This is a genomic window from Aliiroseovarius sp. F20344 (assembly GCF_023016155.1).
Taxonomy (GTDB): domain Bacteria; phylum Pseudomonadota; class Alphaproteobacteria; order Rhodobacterales; family Rhodobacteraceae; genus Aliiroseovarius.
In genome coordinates, this window is record NZ_JALKBG010000008.1 from 860,876 (window position 1) to 875,812 (window position 14,937).

20 protein-coding genes are annotated in these 14,937 nt (G+C 57.3%); 15 read left to right on the plus strand and 5 right to left on the minus strand.

The window, feature by feature from the left end; all coding sequences use genetic code 11:
- Positions 1-39 precede the first annotated feature (39 nt).
- The 4 genes from MWU55_RS13210 to rpsF all read right to left on the minus strand — a co-directional run bounded on the left by MWU55_RS13210 (position 40) and on the right by rpsF (position 1,863).
- Positions 40-447, minus strand: coding sequence for a VOC family protein (locus MWU55_RS13210; protein ID WP_246936710.1), 408 nt, complete (start codon positions 445-447; stop codon positions 40-42).
- 173 nt (positions 448-620) lie between these two features.
- On the minus strand, positions 621-1,250 hold the full coding sequence (gene rplI / locus MWU55_RS13215) for a 50S ribosomal protein L9 (protein ID WP_246936712.1): 630 nt from the start codon (positions 1,248-1,250) through the stop codon (positions 621-623).
- A 13-nt stretch (positions 1,251-1,263) separates the two neighbouring features.
- Positions 1,264-1,491 (minus strand): 30S ribosomal protein S18, encoded by a 228-nt coding sequence (gene rpsR, locus MWU55_RS13220; protein ID WP_005982441.1) that lies wholly within the window; start codon positions 1,489-1,491, stop codon positions 1,264-1,266.
- Positions 1,492-1,506: 15 nt separating this feature from the next.
- A complete protein-coding gene (gene rpsF / locus MWU55_RS13225) occupies positions 1,507-1,863 on the minus strand; it encodes a 30S ribosomal protein S6 (RefSeq protein ID WP_133486495.1) in 357 nt (118 codons plus the stop codon).
- Between the two features lie 345 nt (positions 1,864-2,208).
- Between rpsF and MWU55_RS13230 the strand changes: the two genes are divergently transcribed.
- The 5 genes from MWU55_RS13230 (at position 2,209) to MWU55_RS13250 (ending at position 5,743) form a co-directional block, all read left to right on the plus strand.
- Positions 2,209-2,886: a hypothetical protein gene (locus tag MWU55_RS13230; RefSeq protein ID WP_246936714.1), complete on the plus strand. Its 678-nt coding sequence runs from the start codon at positions 2,209-2,211 to the stop codon at positions 2,884-2,886.
- A gap of 90 nt (positions 2,887-2,976) precedes the next feature.
- Positions 2,977-3,912 (plus strand): ACP S-malonyltransferase, encoded by a 936-nt coding sequence (fabD, locus tag MWU55_RS13235; RefSeq protein ID WP_246936716.1) that lies wholly within the window; start codon positions 2,977-2,979, stop codon positions 3,910-3,912.
- A gap of 15 nt (positions 3,913-3,927) precedes the next feature.
- Positions 3,928-4,548, plus strand: a complete 621-nt coding sequence (locus MWU55_RS13240) for an alpha/beta hydrolase (RefSeq protein WP_246936718.1) — start codon at positions 3,928-3,930, stop codon at positions 4,546-4,548.
- 15 nt (positions 4,549-4,563) lie between these two features.
- Entirely contained in the window at positions 4,564-5,301 is a 738-nt protein-coding gene (fabG, locus tag MWU55_RS13245) for a 3-oxoacyl-[acyl-carrier-protein] reductase (protein WP_246936720.1), read from the plus strand.
- 208 nt (positions 5,302-5,509) lie between these two features.
- Positions 5,510-5,743, plus strand: a complete 234-nt coding sequence (locus MWU55_RS13250; protein ID WP_108856591.1) for an acyl carrier protein — start codon at positions 5,510-5,512, stop codon at positions 5,741-5,743.
- Between the two features lie 14 nt (positions 5,744-5,757).
- Here the strand turns inward: MWU55_RS13250 and MWU55_RS13255 are convergent, their stop codons facing one another.
- Positions 5,758-5,982 carry a hypothetical protein gene (locus tag MWU55_RS13255; RefSeq protein WP_246937961.1) on the minus strand — a complete coding sequence of 75 codons (225 nt, stop codon included), beginning with the start codon at positions 5,980-5,982 and terminating at the stop codon, positions 5,758-5,760.
- On the opposite strand from MWU55_RS13255, the gene fabF reads away from it, so the two are divergent.
- The 10 genes from fabF to MWU55_RS13305 all read left to right on the plus strand — a co-directional run bounded on the left by fabF (position 5,951) and on the right by MWU55_RS13305 (position 14,918).
- Positions 5,951-7,213, plus strand: coding sequence for a beta-ketoacyl-ACP synthase II (fabF, locus tag MWU55_RS13260; RefSeq protein WP_246936722.1), 1,263 nt, complete (start codon positions 5,951-5,953; stop codon positions 7,211-7,213). The two genes, MWU55_RS13255 and fabF, sit on opposite strands and share 32 nt — an antisense overlap.
- On the plus strand, positions 7,213-8,373 hold the full coding sequence (gene mltG / locus MWU55_RS13265; RefSeq protein WP_246936724.1) for an endolytic transglycosylase MltG: 1,161 nt from the start codon (positions 7,213-7,215) through the stop codon (positions 8,371-8,373). The genes fabF and mltG overlap by 1 nt, the downstream gene beginning before the upstream one ends.
- Before the next feature lie 181 nt (positions 8,374-8,554).
- Positions 8,555-8,896, plus strand: a complete 342-nt coding sequence (locus MWU55_RS13270; protein WP_246936726.1) for a hypothetical protein — start codon at positions 8,555-8,557, stop codon at positions 8,894-8,896.
- Positions 8,832-10,181 carry a terminase family protein gene (locus MWU55_RS13275; RefSeq protein WP_246936728.1) on the plus strand — a complete coding sequence of 450 codons (1,350 nt, stop codon included), beginning with the start codon at positions 8,832-8,834 and terminating at the stop codon, positions 10,179-10,181. Before MWU55_RS13270 ends, MWU55_RS13275 begins: the two co-directional genes overlap by 65 nt.
- A gap of 192 nt (positions 10,182-10,373) precedes the next feature.
- The gene (locus tag MWU55_RS13280) at positions 10,374-11,561 is read left to right on the plus strand and encodes a phage portal protein (RefSeq protein ID WP_246936730.1); all 1,188 of its coding nucleotides are present in this window, start codon (positions 10,374-10,376) and stop codon (positions 11,559-11,561) included.
- Between the two features lie 17 nt (positions 11,562-11,578).
- Entirely contained in the window at positions 11,579-12,151 is a 573-nt protein-coding gene (locus tag MWU55_RS13285) for an HK97 family phage prohead protease (RefSeq protein ID WP_246936732.1), read from the plus strand.
- A gap of 34 nt (positions 12,152-12,185) precedes the next feature.
- Complete coding sequence (locus MWU55_RS13290) at positions 12,186-13,403, plus strand: phage major capsid protein (protein ID WP_246936734.1); 1,218 nt, start codon at positions 12,186-12,188, stop codon at positions 13,401-13,403.
- Between the two features lie 164 nt (positions 13,404-13,567).
- Positions 13,568-14,176, plus strand: a complete 609-nt coding sequence (locus tag MWU55_RS13295) for a hypothetical protein (protein ID WP_246936736.1) — start codon at positions 13,568-13,570, stop codon at positions 14,174-14,176.
- A complete protein-coding gene (locus MWU55_RS13300) occupies positions 14,173-14,511 on the plus strand; it encodes a phage head closure protein (protein ID WP_246936737.1) in 339 nt (112 codons plus the stop codon). The genes MWU55_RS13295 and MWU55_RS13300 overlap by 4 nt, the downstream gene beginning before the upstream one ends.
- On the plus strand, positions 14,508-14,918 hold the full coding sequence (locus MWU55_RS13305; protein WP_246936739.1) for a DUF3168 domain-containing protein: 411 nt from the start codon (positions 14,508-14,510) through the stop codon (positions 14,916-14,918). Before MWU55_RS13300 ends, MWU55_RS13305 begins: the two co-directional genes overlap by 4 nt.
- The last annotated feature ends 19 nt before the right edge of the window (positions 14,919-14,937 follow it).

The following is a 14,937-nucleotide window of genomic DNA, read 5'->3' on the forward strand; positions in this document are numbered from 1 at the left end:
GGCTTTGTCAGCATCGGCGGGGGCGTGCTTACTTAAGGCTCAATCGTCGCGTCCCGGTTCGCTTCGATCGTTGGAGAGCAACGCAATCTTGTTGCCCTGAGGATCGCGGAGGTACCCCACATAGAAGTAAGGGCCGTAGAGATCGCGAAAGCCCGGTTGACCTTCATCTGAGCCGCCCGCAGCAAGTGCAGCTGCATGAAGCGCGCGCACCTGTTTCTGACTGCGTGCTTTGAATGCAATCATTGTGCCGTTTCCAGCCGTGGCCGGGCGACCATCGAAGGTGTGGCGCACGTAAAGCGTAGTGGACAACGGGGATTGATCGGGCAGCGTAAAACCGAGCCCCTCATCACTTTCTTCAATTTCATAGCCAAGGGGGATCAGGAACGAAGAGTAAAAACGTTTTGCGCGGTCAATGTCATCGACCCCGACGGTGACGTAAGAAATCATGCCATGTGATCCTTCCACAAAATGAGTGAGGGTAGGGTACCGTAGTTCTGTTGGTCAGTTCAAATTGTTCGGAAAGCGGTTTGGCACAGTGCGAGATGCAATGCCTGTCGGATGCTTCAACAAAAAAGGCCGCCCCAATCGGAGCGGCCTTTCGAATTTTCTCAGATCGAAGATTACTCTTCTTCCGAAGCCTCTTCGGCGGCCGGTGCTTCTTCAGCTGCCGGGGCCAGTTCGTCGTCTTCCGATGCGGCTGCGCCGATGTCGTCGAACAGCTCAGCGATCTCGAACTCGGCTTCAGCTTCTGCTTCAGCAGCCAGTTCTTGGATCGATTTGCCCGAAGCCTGCAATTCGGCTTCTTCTTCCGAGCGTGCCACGTTCAGGGCAATCTCGGTTTCGACTTCCGGGTGCAGACGTACAGTGACGGTGTGCAGACCCAGGTCTTTGATCGGAGTAGTCAGAATGATCTGCTTCTTGTCGACCGAGAAACCAGCTTCGGTTGCCACATCAGCGGCGTCACGCGGAGTGACCGAGCCGTAGAGAGCACCAGCGTCTGAAGCCGAGCGAATCACGATGAACTGCTCGCCGCCCAGCTTTTCAGCCAGTGCGTCTGCTTCTTTCTTGGTTTCTAGGTTGCGGGCTTCCAACTGAGCTTTCTGAGCTTCAAACGACGCGATGTTCGCGTCCGAAGCCGACAGGGCTTTGCCCTGGGGCAGCAGGAAGTTGCGTGCGTAACCGGGCTTTACGTCGACGACGTCGCCCATTTGGCCCAGCTTGGCCACACGTTCCAGAAGGATAACTTGCATTGATCAGGTCCCCTTACTTAACGGCGTAGGGAAGCAGAGCAAGGAAACGGGCGCGCTTGATAGCACGGGCCAGTTCACGCTGCTTCTTTGCCGAAACGGCGGTGATACGCGAAGGAACGATTTTGCCACGCTCAGAGATGTAGCGCTGCAGAAGACGGGTGTCTTTGTAATCGATCTTCGGTGCATTGTCGCCCGAGAAGGGGCATACCTTGCGGCGACGGAAAAACGGTTTAGCTGCCATGAGTTAGACCTCCGATTAACGGTCACGGCCACGGCGGTCGCCGCGTTCGTCACGTTTTTGCATTTGAACAGACGGGCCTTCGGCGTGATCGTCGACCTTGATGGTCAGAACGCGCATAACGTCGTCATGCAGGCGCATCAGGCGTTCCATTTCCTGAACAGCCGTCGACGGGGCGTCGGTCTTCAGGAAGGCATAGTGGCCTTTGCGGTTCTTGTTGATCTTGTAAGCCATCGTCTTGACGCCCCAGTACTCGCTGTCAACGACTTTACCGCCGTTGTCACCCAGTACGGTGCCAAAATGTTCGATGAGGTTCTCAGCCTGCGCGTTGGACAGATCCTGACGCGAGATGAAGACATGCTCGTAAAGGGGCATGTGAACTCCAGTTCTATTTTCAAGCGCGCTTCAAAGAATGGGTCAAAACCTTTCCGCGACCCATCCACGAGAGGCTACGCGGTTCATTCACTTACGGAAAGGACGGTGCCTTATACACGCTTAGACGTGCTGCGCAAGGCGCTTACGGGGTCAAAAGCAAGTTTCTGAAAGGTGGATTTGTACCAGTGTGTGCAAACTATGGCCCTGCATTCACCCATCTCGCGCCCAATTTCCGTCACACTTGAGGAGGATCAATAGTTAACAGCCTCAAACTGGGGCGAGAATAACTGGTCCGGACGAGCTGCCTTTGTCCGAGCTGCCCATAAAAACAAGAAAGTTTGTCCCATGACGATGGTATCACCTCTTCCTAAGTCTGGCGCGGAAACATCAAATTCGGCGCAACCTGTTTTGTTGAGCCCCGCTCAGTGGGGATATTCTTTGCACGATCAGGTGAACGGACAATCGGGGGAATCGATCGCACGGGCCTTTAGCCGGATCCTTGGGATTGCTCTTGTTATTTCGTCACTTGGTCTTTGGGTAATCCCAAGCGCGTCTGGAATGGGCGACGGGGTTCTTTTGATTATGAAGCTTGGGCTGACCTGCCTTTTCATCGGGCTGGGTGGTCTGCTTTATATGTTTGGCAAGGCCAACGGCGCCTCAGTAACGCAAGTTGATCTGTACAACCGCACCATTCGACGCGGGCGCGTATCGGAAAAGAATGCCTTTGAAACCGAAGCCGCCGTTCCTTTTGAAGATGTGAAAGGCCTTTTGCTGTCTTCGGATGACAGTGCAAATGCAGCTGCTTCGATGGCGACTTTGTATCTGCGTCTGGATGATGGTGAAGACAACATGACCGCGATCGAGATCCTGAAAGGTCCCGAAGCCCTGTTGCGTCCCATCCGTGAACGCCTGCTGCGCGATCTGAAGAATGATCGTGGTGGCCTTCCGCTGCCAAGCTTTGAAAGCCGGAAAGTGGCCAGATATTCCGCTGCTGGACCGGGCCTGGCCTTTCAGGCCGCCTGATAAGCAGAGTATTACTCCCAAACCGTTTGCACAGCGCCCCGCCGCGGGGTATCCCATTCCCTAACGCCAATGGCATAAAGAGGAGGGGGCATGAGCCGCGCATTCGTATTTCCCGGACAGGGAGCCCAAAGCATCGGGATGGGGAAAGCCCTCGCAGATGCTTATCCCACCGCAAAAGCTGTGTTCGACGAAGTCGATGACGCGCTGGGTGAAAAGCTTTCCACGTTGATTTGGGAAGGCGAACAAGACGAGCTGACCCTTACACAAAATGCTCAACCCGCATTGATGGCGACCTCATTGGCTGCCATGCGTGCGCTCGAGGCTGAAGGCATCACGATTGAAGCTGCATCTTTTGTTGCAGGGCATTCGCTGGGTGAATACTCGGCCTTGGCGGCTGCTGGGGCTTTGTCGGTCGCTGACACGGCGCGTCTTCTACGGACCCGCGGAAAAGCCATGCAGGAAGCCGTGCCGGTTGGTGTTGGCGCGATGGCGGCTCTTTTAGGGCTGGATTTCGAAACGGCTGCTGAAGTCGCTTCGGAAGCCGCGCATGACCAAATCTGCCAAGCGGCAAATGACAATGATCCGGCTCAGGTTGTGGTGTCTGGCCACAAAGAAGCTGTTGAGCGTGCCGTTGAGATCGCCAAAGGCAAAGGCGCGCGTCGTGCCGTTCTGTTGCCCGTAAGTGCTCCGTTTCATTGCGCTTTGATGGAACCGGCAGCCGAAGTCATGGCCGAAGCTTTGGCCCACGTTGAAATGAACCAACCCGCTGTGCCGCTTGTTGCTAACGTACGTGCGGCTGAAATTTCGGACCCCGCTGTTATCCGATCTTTGTTGGTCGAGCAGGTCACTGGGTCGGTTCGTTGGCGCGAAAGCGTCGCTTGGATGGCCGAGCATGGCGTGACCGAGATTTGGGAGATCGGCGCAGGTAAAGCCCTGTCTGGCATGATTAAACGGATCGACAAGTCGGTTGCGACACGTGCAATTGGGACGCCGGACGACGTTAAAGCAGCGGTTGAAGCTGGTTAACGCCACGTGTTCCGCATGAAGACGTTCTTCTATGGAATTGCAGGCTTTACCGTCTTGGCGGTGGGGCTTGCCTTCACCACACCTCTTGGTGAGATCGCGACCGTCATTGCTTTGAACCAAGTTGAAACAACCAAGTTTCAGGTTAAAGGTTATGTGCTGATCATGAATGGCGAAATCAATTCTAAGACTTTGGATCAGTTCGAAAATATCATTGAAGCCCATCCAAACATCAAAACCCTTCGTGAGGTTGAGGTGCCGGGATCGCTGGATGATGATACGATGATTCCGCTGGCTTATCGCGTCCGGGAACTCGGTTTGAATACAGAGCTTCTGGCCACAAGCAAGATCTATTCAGGCGGGGTTGATCTGTTTCTTGCCGGTGTAAACCGCGTTGCCACTGAAGGGGCTGAGATCGGAGTGCATTCCTGGTCTGATGGCGTGAAAGAAGCGGTTGATTATCCAAGGGATGCCCCCGAGCACGAGGCCAACCGGGCCTATATTGAGAAGATGCTTGGTGATGATGCGTTTTATTGGTTTACCATTACTGCAGCCCCTGCAGATGACATCCATGTCATGACGCGGGAAGAAATCGAAGAATATGGTCTGTTGACCGAACCGATGCGCAAAGCGCAGTAGGATACAGGAGAGCAAATGTTTGATCTTACAGGTAAAAATGCACTCGTAACTGGCGCGTCAGGCGGCATTGGTGGCGCAATTGCGAAAGCATTGCACAGCGCTGGAGCCACCGTTGCGCTGTCGGGCACACGGGTTGAACCGCTAGAGGCCTTGGCCGCAGAACTGGGCGATCGTGCTCACGTGCTGCCATGTAACCTGTCAGATGCGGACGCTGTTGATGCGCTGCCGAAACAGGCGGTCGAGGCGATGGGGTCGGTTGATATTCTGGTAAACAATGCTGGGATCACGCGCGACCAGCTTTTCATGCGTTTGTCGGATGATGATTGGAACGATGTCATCAATGTCAATCTGACCTCAACCATGCGTTTGTGCCGTGGTGTGATGCGCCCGATGATGAAGGCCCGTTGGGGCCGGATCATCAATATCGGCTCGATTGTTGGATCAACCGGCAACCCGGGGCAGGTGAACTATGCGGCGTCTAAGGCCGGTATGGTTGGTCTGACCAAATCCATTGCCTATGAAGTCGCCAGTCGTGGCATCACTGCAAACTGCATTGCGCCCGGTTTCATTGGCACTGCGATGACGGACAAACTGACAGATGATCAGAAATCTGGAACGCTGTCGCAAATCCCTGCGGGTCGTATGGGATCCCCAGACGAAATCGCTGCGGCGGTTCTGTATTTGGCTTCAAAAGAAGCGGGATACACCACCGGGGCCACCCTTCATGTGAATGGCGGAATGGCGATGCTGTAATGGCGAGGGGCGCAGTCGGCGAAAAAATGACTGTGCCCTTGCACCGCGAAAGCGTTTGCCTATCTTATGCGATGTGCTATAGGCGGCGCAGGTTTACCCCGACAGCCTGAATTGGGTTGGGGGTCTCGGCGTTACGCGCTGGAAACTTAACGGCCCTGATCGGGTCAAACGAAAAGGGCCATGCCCTGAACTAACGTGAGGATTTATCATGAGCGACGTCGCAGATCGCGTGAAAAAAATCGTAGTTGAGCACTTGGGTGTTGAAGAGGACAAGGTCACCGAGACCGCCTCGTTCATCGACGACCTGGGCGCCGACAGCCTGGACACCGTAGAGCTGGTTATGGCTTTCGAAGAAGAGTTTGGAATTGAAATTCCGGATGACGCTGCTGAAACCATTCAGACTTTCGGCGACGCCGTGAAATTCATCACCGAAGCTGCTTAAGCTCGGGATAGAAATCAAGGGAACGGCGCCTTTTCAGGCGCCGTTTTCTTTTGGGGAAGCAAGAAGTTGGTGAATCCAAGCGCCTGTAAGTGCAGGACGGGTTTGATCTGCCGATAGAGGAGCAAATGCGCGATGCCTCTTGCCCCCAAACCCCGCCCCGCGCTATCAAGCGTGGAATGACGAACGACCTGAGAAAGGGCAGCAAAAATGCGTCGAGTGGTTGTAACAGGATTGGGCATGATTTCTCCGCTGGCATGCGGTGTTGAGGAAACATGGAAACGCATTCTGGATGGGCAATCGGGTGCTGGCCCGATCACAAAGTTTGACGCTTCACGCGTGACCACAAAATATGCCTGCGAAGTGCCTTTGGGCGATGGGTCGGATGGTACATTCAACCCAGACGACTGGATGGAGCCAAAAGAGCGCCGCAAAGTCGATGATTTCATCCTTTATGGTCTTGCTGCTGCCGAAATGGCTGTGAAAGACGCCGATTGGCTGCCCGAAGACGAAGAAGGCCAGTTGCGCACTGGCGTGATGATTGGATCGGGTATTGGCGGGTTGTCGACCATTGCTGACACCTCGATCCTGCTGAACGAACGTGGACCGCGCCGCGTGTCGCCGTTCTTTATTCCCGGCTCGCTGATCAACCTGATTTCCGGACAAGTATCGATCAAATTTGGCTTCAAGGGCCCAAACCACTCGGTCGTGACGGCCTGTTCCACTGGCGCACATGCCATTGGGGACGCCAGCCGTTTGATCCAAACCGGCGACGCGGATGTGATGATTGCAGGGGGCGCTGAAGCAGCCATTTGCGAGCTGGGTATTGCAGGTTTCAACGCTTGTAAGGCCCTGTCCACGAAGCGTGAAGATGATCCGCAGGCCGCAAGCCGCCCCTATGACGAAGATCGCGATGGGTTCGTGATGGGCGAGGGCGCAGGTATTGTGGTGCTTGAAGAATATGAACACGCCAAAGCCCGTGGTGCGAAAATTTATGCCGAAGTGCTGGGTTATGGTCTGTCGGGCGATGCCTATCACATCACGGCCCCCTCAGAGGATGGCGACGGTGGTTTCCGTGCGATGCAGGCCGCGCTTGGAAAAGCCGGGCTGGAGCCTGCTGCCATTGATTATATCAACGCGCATGGCACATCGACTATGGCCGACACCGTCGAACTGGGCGCGGTTGAACGTCTGTTGGGCGATGCGGCTGACACAGCCACGATGTCGTCGACCAAATCCTCGATCGGGCACCTTTTGGGTGCTGCGGGCGCAGTGGAAGCCATTTTCTGTATCCTGGCCATTCGCGACCAGATCGCGCCGCCCACCATCAACCTGGACAACCCAGCCATCGCGCCGCGCCTGACGCTGGCCGCCAACAAGGCCGAGAAGCGCGAGATCAACGTCGTGCTGTCCAACAGCTTTGGCTTCGGCGGCACCAATGCCAGCCTCGTTATGGGGAAGGTTTCTGACTGATGTGGCGCAATATCGCCTCGAACGCGCTGAGTCTGTTCATCGTCGGCCTGATCGTCGTTGTCGGCGTGATCGCTTGGGGCAAACAACAGTACACAGCTGAAGGCCCGCTGTCGGAAACCATCTGCTTGCGGGTCGAGCGTGGCAGCTCGTTTGCACGAGTTGCTGAAAACCTTGAGGCGCAAGGGGCGATCTCGAACGCGTCGATTTTCCGAATTGGCGTCGAGTATTCTGACAAAGCCAGCGCTTTGAAGGCGGGATCTTTCCTGGTTCAGGAAGGCGCGTCCATGGACCAGATTGTGGACATTGTCACACGTGGCGGAGCGTCGACCTGCGGAACGGAAATCTTGTATCGTGTGGGCGTTTTGGCGGCTGTCGTGCAAGTGCGCGAGCTGGACCCGGCCACGCAGGAATATAAGATTACTGCAGAGTTCAAACCTGCAGAGCTTGAGGGCGAAGCCCCTGAAACTTATGTCGAAAAACGTGCAGAGAGTGACACGCGCTTCCGTATTGCGTTGGCCGAAGGCGTGACCAGCTGGCAGGTTGTGGACAGTCTGACCCGCGCCGATTTCCTATCGGGTGAAGTGCCAAGCATCCCTGCGGAAGGCAGCCTTGCGCCGGACAGCTATGAGGTGAAGTTGGATTCAGATCGGGCTGCGCTAATTGCAATGATGCAGGAAGCTCAGGTTGAGATCCTCGCTGAGGCTTGGAATGCGCGGGCCGCTGATTTGCCTTATGCAAATGCGGATGAAGCATTGGTCATGGCGTCGATCGTGGAAAAAGAAACGGGCTTGGCGGAAGAACGTCGTCAGGTTGCCAGTGTCTTTGTAAACCGCTTGAACAAAAGCATGCGTCTGCAAACGGACCCGACGGTGATCTATGGCATCACCAAAGGGCAAGGCAGCCTTGGTCGTGGTTTGCGCCAAAGCGAATTGCGTAAGGAAACGCCTTACAACACCTATGTGATTGATGCGTTGCCACCGACCCCAATTGCCAACCCAGGCCGTGCTGCAATCGAAGCGGCTTTGAACCCGGACAGCACGCCGTATCTGTTCTTTGTGGCAGACGGTACTGGTGGTCACGCCTTTGCGGAAACGCTTGCCCAGCACAACGCCAACGTGGCCGAGTGGCGCAAGATCGAAGCAGAGCGCGCCAAGCAATAGGTTGCCAGAACATTACAGCGGCGCGCGCTTCCCGTGCGTTGCGTTTTGACCGATCGCACGGTCCAATGTAGTCTCTGACATACGCTAGAAGACGTGAAACTAACGGCCTTGGGCATCTGCCCGGGGCCGTTTTTTCATGTCGCTCGTGCGGACAAGAGCATGAGAGGCAACAACAAAAAACATGACAATTATCACGCCCTTGGGGAAGGACGCGGCTTCGGAAGATTACCTGAAGATTGCGGACTCGTTTTTTCTACGTGTTTTGAAAGAGTTGGATCGCCAGTTGTCGGCGGCAGAAACGGATGGGTGCGAAACCACACCTGAATTGGCGAAAGCCATGACGGAAGTGCGCCGCGCCATGCAAACGGTATTTGAGGAAAGGAAACGTCTTGAACAAAGTGGTAAAACCGGCTTTGGCGGGGGACGAGCATCTGAGCTCAACCTTGCTCAGGCCCGAGATGAAATCGGGCGCCGATTGGCTTGCCTGCGCGACGCAAGACGAGCGCGAGAGCTTCCTGAATGATCTGAGTGACGGGGCGCTTATGGCGCTTCCTTATCTGTTTGAGTTTTGGGCCTTGGGTCACCAATTGCCGCCCGAGGGCGATTGGCGCACATGGGTGATCATGGGCGGGCGTGGCGCGGGGAAAACCCGCGCCGGGTCCGAATGGGTACGGTCCGAGGTCGAAGGGGCGGGGCCATTGGACCCCGGCCGCTCGCGTCGGGTGGCCCTGGTGGGCGAAACCATTGATCAGGTGCGCGAGGTGATGGTGTTTGGCGAAAGCGGCATCCTTGCCTGTTCACCGCCTGACCGTCGTCCCACATGGGAGGCAGGCCGCAGGCGTTTGGTCTGGCCCAATGGGGCTATTGCACAGGTCTTTTCCGCCTATGAACCAGAAAGCTTGCGAGGCCCGCAGTTCGATGCGGCTTGGGTGGATGAGTTGGCCAAGTGGAAAAAGGCCGAAGAAACATGGGACATGCTGCAATTCGGTTTGCGCCTTGGTACCCATCCACGCCAATGCGTGACCACAACGCCGCGCAATGTGGGGGTGTTGAAGCAGATATTGAAGAACCCCTCGACCGTGACAACCCACGCGCCGACAGAAGCCAACCGTGCCTATCTGGCGAAAAGCTTTCTGGACGAAGTGCGCACGCGCTATGCCGACACGCGGCTTGGGCGGCAAGAACTGGACGGTGTGCTTTTGGAGGACACGGAAGGGGCGCTTTGGACCATGGCGATGCTGGACAAGCACCGCTTGGGGTCAGAGACGCCAGTCCTCGATCGGATTGTGGTTGCGGTCGACCCGCCTGTAACGGGGCACAAAGGCTCTGATGAATGCGGGATCGTTGTGGCCGGTATCTTCGCCAAGGGACCACCGGGCGAATGGAAGGCTGTGGTGCTGGAGGATGCCAGTGTCTCAGCCGCCAGCCCGTCGGAATGGGCCGAAGCCGCGTTGGCGGCCATGGAACGTCACCGAGCGGACCGTTTGGTGGCCGAGGTCAACCAAGGTGGCGACCTTGTGGAAAGCGTCATTCGTCAGATCGACGCAACCGTGCCTTACAAGGCGGTGCGTGCAACGCGTGGAAAACACGCGCGCGCGGAACCTGTGGCGGCCCTGTACGAGCAGGGGCGGGTATCCCATGCAGGGGGGATGGCACAGCTGGAGGATCAGATGTGCCGAATGACCAACAAAGGCTTTGAAGGCAAAGGCAGTCCTGACCGCGTGGATGCGCTGGTTTGGGCCCTGCATGAGCTGATCATCGAACCCGTTGCATCCTACCGCCGCCCGCAAGTGCGCACGCTTGGTTAAAGAGTTTTTTAACCCTCAATGGCAAAGTGCAAAACATCGAAAGGCGGGGCCCAATAGCCCACCCGGCAACCGGGCCCTGACCTGATCACCTGATGACGAGATTGACCGCTCGGGATGTGCAACCACGCGCACCCGGACAGGACAGGTTTGCCCGGTGCCAGCCGGAGAACCGAAACCAAGGAGCCAAGGCGCATGGTATTTGATTTTCTCAAGCGAGGCCCAGTTGACGCGAAGGCAGAGATGCCCGGCGAAGCAAAGGCATCAGCCACAGGGCCTGTCATCGCGTATGGCAATTCGGGCCGCGTGGCCTGGAGCCCGCGTGACACGGTTAGCCTGACCCGCAGCGGTTTTTCGGCCAACCCGGTCGGCTTTCGATCGGTCAAACTGATCGCAGAAGCTGCCAGCGCGCTGCCTTTGGTTTTGCAAGATGACCTGCAACGCTATGACAATCATCCGCTTTTGGACCTTCTGGCACGTCCGAATGCCGCGCAGGGCCGGGCAGAGTTGTTCGAGGCCTTCTTTGGTCAGCTGCTGTTGACTGGGAACGGCTATCTTGAAGCAGTTGCCGGCGAAGACGGCGCGGTGAGCGAGCTTCACGTGCTGCGTTCGGACCGGATGGCGCTGGTGCCCGGCGCGGATGGTTGGCCGGTCGCCTATGATTACACGGTAGGTGCGCGCAAACACCGCTTCAATGTGGGCGAGAGTGCTTCCCCGATTTGTCACGTGAAAGCCTTCCACCCGCAGGACGACCATTATGGCCTGTCCCCGTTGCAGGCCGCCGCGACAGCGATTGATGTCCACAACGCTGCAAGTCGCTGGTCCAAAGCGCTTTTGGACAATGCAGCACGGCCTTCGGGGGCCATTGTTTATAAAGGTGCGGATGGGCAAGCGCAACTGAGCGCGGACCAGTATGATCGCCTGCTCAGCGAGATGGAAAGCCACCATGTTGGGGCGCGCAACGCGGGGCGACCGATGTTGCTTGAAGGCGGGCTGGATTGGAAGCCGATGGGCTTCAGCCCCTCGGACATGGAATTCCAGAAAACCAAAGAAGCCGCGGCGCGTGAAATCGCGCAGGCCTTTGGGGTGCCGCCAATGCTGATCGGCATTCCAGGCGACGCCACCTACGCCAACTACCAAGAGGCAAGCCGGGCGTTTTATCGCCTGACTGTGGTGCCGCTTGTGTCACGTGTCGCGGCCAGTGTTGGCCATTGGTTGGCGGGGTTCACGGGGGAAGCGGTGAAGTTGAAGCCGGATTTGGATCAAGTGCCCGCTTTGGCTGCGGAACGCGATCAGCAATGGGCCCGCGTGGCCGAGGCCAGCTTCCTGACTGATGCGGAAAAGCGCAGCCTTCTGGGGCTGCCACCACTGGCACAGGATTAATGAGAAAGGGCGATATTATGGGTGATTATCACACCGATTTCGGACTGGAGCACAAGTTTGTCAAACTGGGCGAAACAGTTCAGACCGCTGAAGGCATTCAAATTGACGGCTATGCCAGTTTCTTCGAACAAGTCGACAATGGCGGCGATGTTGTGGCCCGTGGTGCCTATTCAAAGTCATTGGAAGACCTCAAAGCCAAGGGCCGTGGCGTTAAGATGCTGTGGCAACACGACCCAGCCCAACCGATTGGGGTGTGGGATGAGGTGCGAGAAGACGCAAAGGGTCTTTACGTTAAAGGCCGCATTCTGGGCGACGTCGAAAAGGGTCGTGAAGCGGCTGCACTGATCGAGGCTGGCGCGATTGATGGGCTCTCCATTGGATATCGCACCAAGAAATCCACAATGACACAACAAGGCCAACGGCTTTTGACTGAATTGGAGCTGTGGGAGGTGTCGCTTGTCACGTTCCCAATGCTTCCAACGGCGCGGGTGGGGGCAAAGGACAACACGTCTGTTGCTCAGGATACCACTCTGCGTGAACTGGCTGCGACCATTGAGGATGCACGCCTGATGCTGGCCCGCAAAGCCTGAGCCAGCGATCTGAACCCCTGAAAAGGACCCAATTATGAGCAAGAAAGAGACAAAGGCTCAGGGCCAGTCGGCTGCGCCCGCTGGCTTGGCTACAGGCCCTAATCCGGCTGCCGAGGTGAAGACCGCGTTGGTTGGTTTTGTGAGTGATATCAACGATTTTCACGACGACATTTCGACCAAACTTCAACAACAGGAAGAGCGACTGACCATGCTGGATCGCAAATCTAACACCATTGCGGGCCGCCCGCACCTTGCCGCTGCTGCCGATTTGGAAGCACCCCATCAGAAGGCTTTTGAAGCTTACGTTCGTTCGGGTGATGATGACGCACTGCGTGGCATTGATCTGGAGGGCAAAGCCATGTCGTCGGCCGTGGCGGCTGATGGCGGCTACCTTGTGGACCCGATCACCGCTGACACCATCAAAGGTGTTCTGAACAGCGCGGCGTCACTGCGTTCGGTGGCCAATGTGGTCAACGTGGAAGGCACTGCCTATGACGTTCTGATCGATCAAGGCGATCTGGTTACCGGCTGGGCGTCGGAAACGGGTTCGTCGACCGAAACCGGCACCCCGCAGATCGACCGTATTTCGATCCCGCTGCACGAGCTGTCGGCTCTGCCGAAAGTCTCGCAGCGTCTGCTGGATGACAGCGCGTTTGACATCGAAAACTGGCTGGCGGGTCGTATCGCTGACAAGTTCTCGCGCGCAGAAAGCGGTGCGTTCATCAACGGTGACGGTGTCGAGAAGCCTGTGGGCATTCTGAACCACACCGCTGTCGACAACTCCAGCTGGACTTGGGGCAATCTTGGTTACGTCGCCACTGGCGAGGCAGGTGACTTCAACGCCACCAACCCGGCAGATGCGATCTTCGACCTGATCTATGCGCTGGGTGCTGATTATCGTACCAATGCAGTCTTCGTGATGAACTCGAAAACCGTCGGTGCTGTGCGCAAGTTGAAAGACGCGGATGGCCGCTTCCTGTGGTCGGATGCCACTGTCGCTGGCGAACCCGCCCGTCTGATCGGCTATCCCGTTCTGATCGTCGAGGACATGCCCGACATCGGTGCTGACAGCCACTCGATTGCGTTTGGTGATTTTGCTGCGGGTTACACCATTGCCGAACGCCCTGACACGCGCATCCTGCGTGACCCGTTCTCGGCCAAGCCGCATGTGCTGTTCTATGCCACCAAGCGCGTAGGCGGTGATGTCAGCGACTTTGCTGCGATCAAACTTCTGAAGTTCTCAGTCTCGTAAGAGATGAACCTGATCCCGTGGCATCCAAAAGGGTGTCGCGGGGCAGGGCGCGCGCCGGCCAATCCCGTGTTGTCTAGCTGCTCCCCCTCCGTCCGAGCAATGCGGACGGCGCGCGCCCACCCTTTCCCACATGACGTGAGGGGCCCGAATTTCGGAGATGATCCATGATGTTAGTCGAGCAGACCACAGTGCCGGGCACGGCCATTCCGGTCGCCCAATTCAAGGACCACCTGCGGCTGGGTACCGGGTTTGCCGATGACGGGGTGCAAGATCAGGTGCTGGAAACCTACCTTCGGGCCGCAATGGCCGCGATCGAGGCCCGCACTGGAAAGATCCTTCTGTCGCGCGCGTTTACCTGGACCTTGACCGCATGGCGCGATCTTGCGTCGCAAGCCTTGCCGGTTGGTCCGGTCAGCCAGATCCTGAGCCTTGAGATCCATGATCGGCTCGGCGGCACTGAAACCATTGATCCGGCCCGTTACGCGCTGGAGCAAGACATGCACCGACCGCGCCTTGTGTCGACCGGTCTTTGCTTGTCGGCGATCCCTGTTGGAGGACAAGCGGTTATCGGATTTGAGGCCGGGTTTGGGGCGGCATGGTCCGATCTGCCCGCAGATCTGGGGCAAGCGGTGATGTTGCTGGCGGCCAGTTATTATGAGAACCGGGCGGATGCCGGGGGTGCAATGGGGCAAGGGGAATTGTCCTCGGCGATCTCGGCCCTGCTGCAACGCTATCGCACCGTGCGCCTGTTTGGTGGTGGAGGGGCGGCATGAAGCGCCCTGTCTTAAACCGAAAGCTTCTGTTGGAAGAACCTGTGCGCACTGCGGATGGTGCGGGTGGTTTCACAACAAGCTGGCAAACCTTGGGGCAAGTTTGGGCCCAGGTGAAACCCGGCTCTGGGCGCGAACGTGCGGCGGGTTTTGCTACCGTGTCGTCCATTGCCTTTCGCATCACAGTGCGCGCTGCCCCTGACGGTGCGCCGTCCCGTCCGAAGCCCGATCAGCGGTTTCGCGATGGATCGCGGATCTTCCGTATCCTTGCAGTGACCGAGGCGGATGCAGGCGCGCAATACCTGACCTGTTTTGCGCAAGAGGAGGTGTCGGCATGAGCTATGGCGTTTCAGCTTCGCTTCAACAGGCCATCTATCAGCGCCTTACTGCGGATGTGACCCTGTCTACGTTGGTGTCTGGTGCGATCTATGATGCCGTCCCGGCAGGGATCATCACGGGCACCTATGTCAGCCTTGGTCCCGAAGATGTGCGCGAGCGGTCGGATAAGACCGGTCATGGCGCGTTGCACGAGGTCACGGTCAGCGTGGTCACGGATGCAGCCGGGTTCCAGGCCGCCAAAGAGGTGGCCGCCGCTGTCAGCGACTCGTTGGTGGATGCCAGCTTGGTTCTGGCGCGCGGTTCCCTTGTTTACCTGAATTTCCATCGTGCGCGGGCGCGGCGGGTTGAAGACGCGGATGTCCGCCGCATCGACCTGATCTTCCGCGCACGTGTCGAAGACAATTAAACCTTTCAAAACGGAGTGA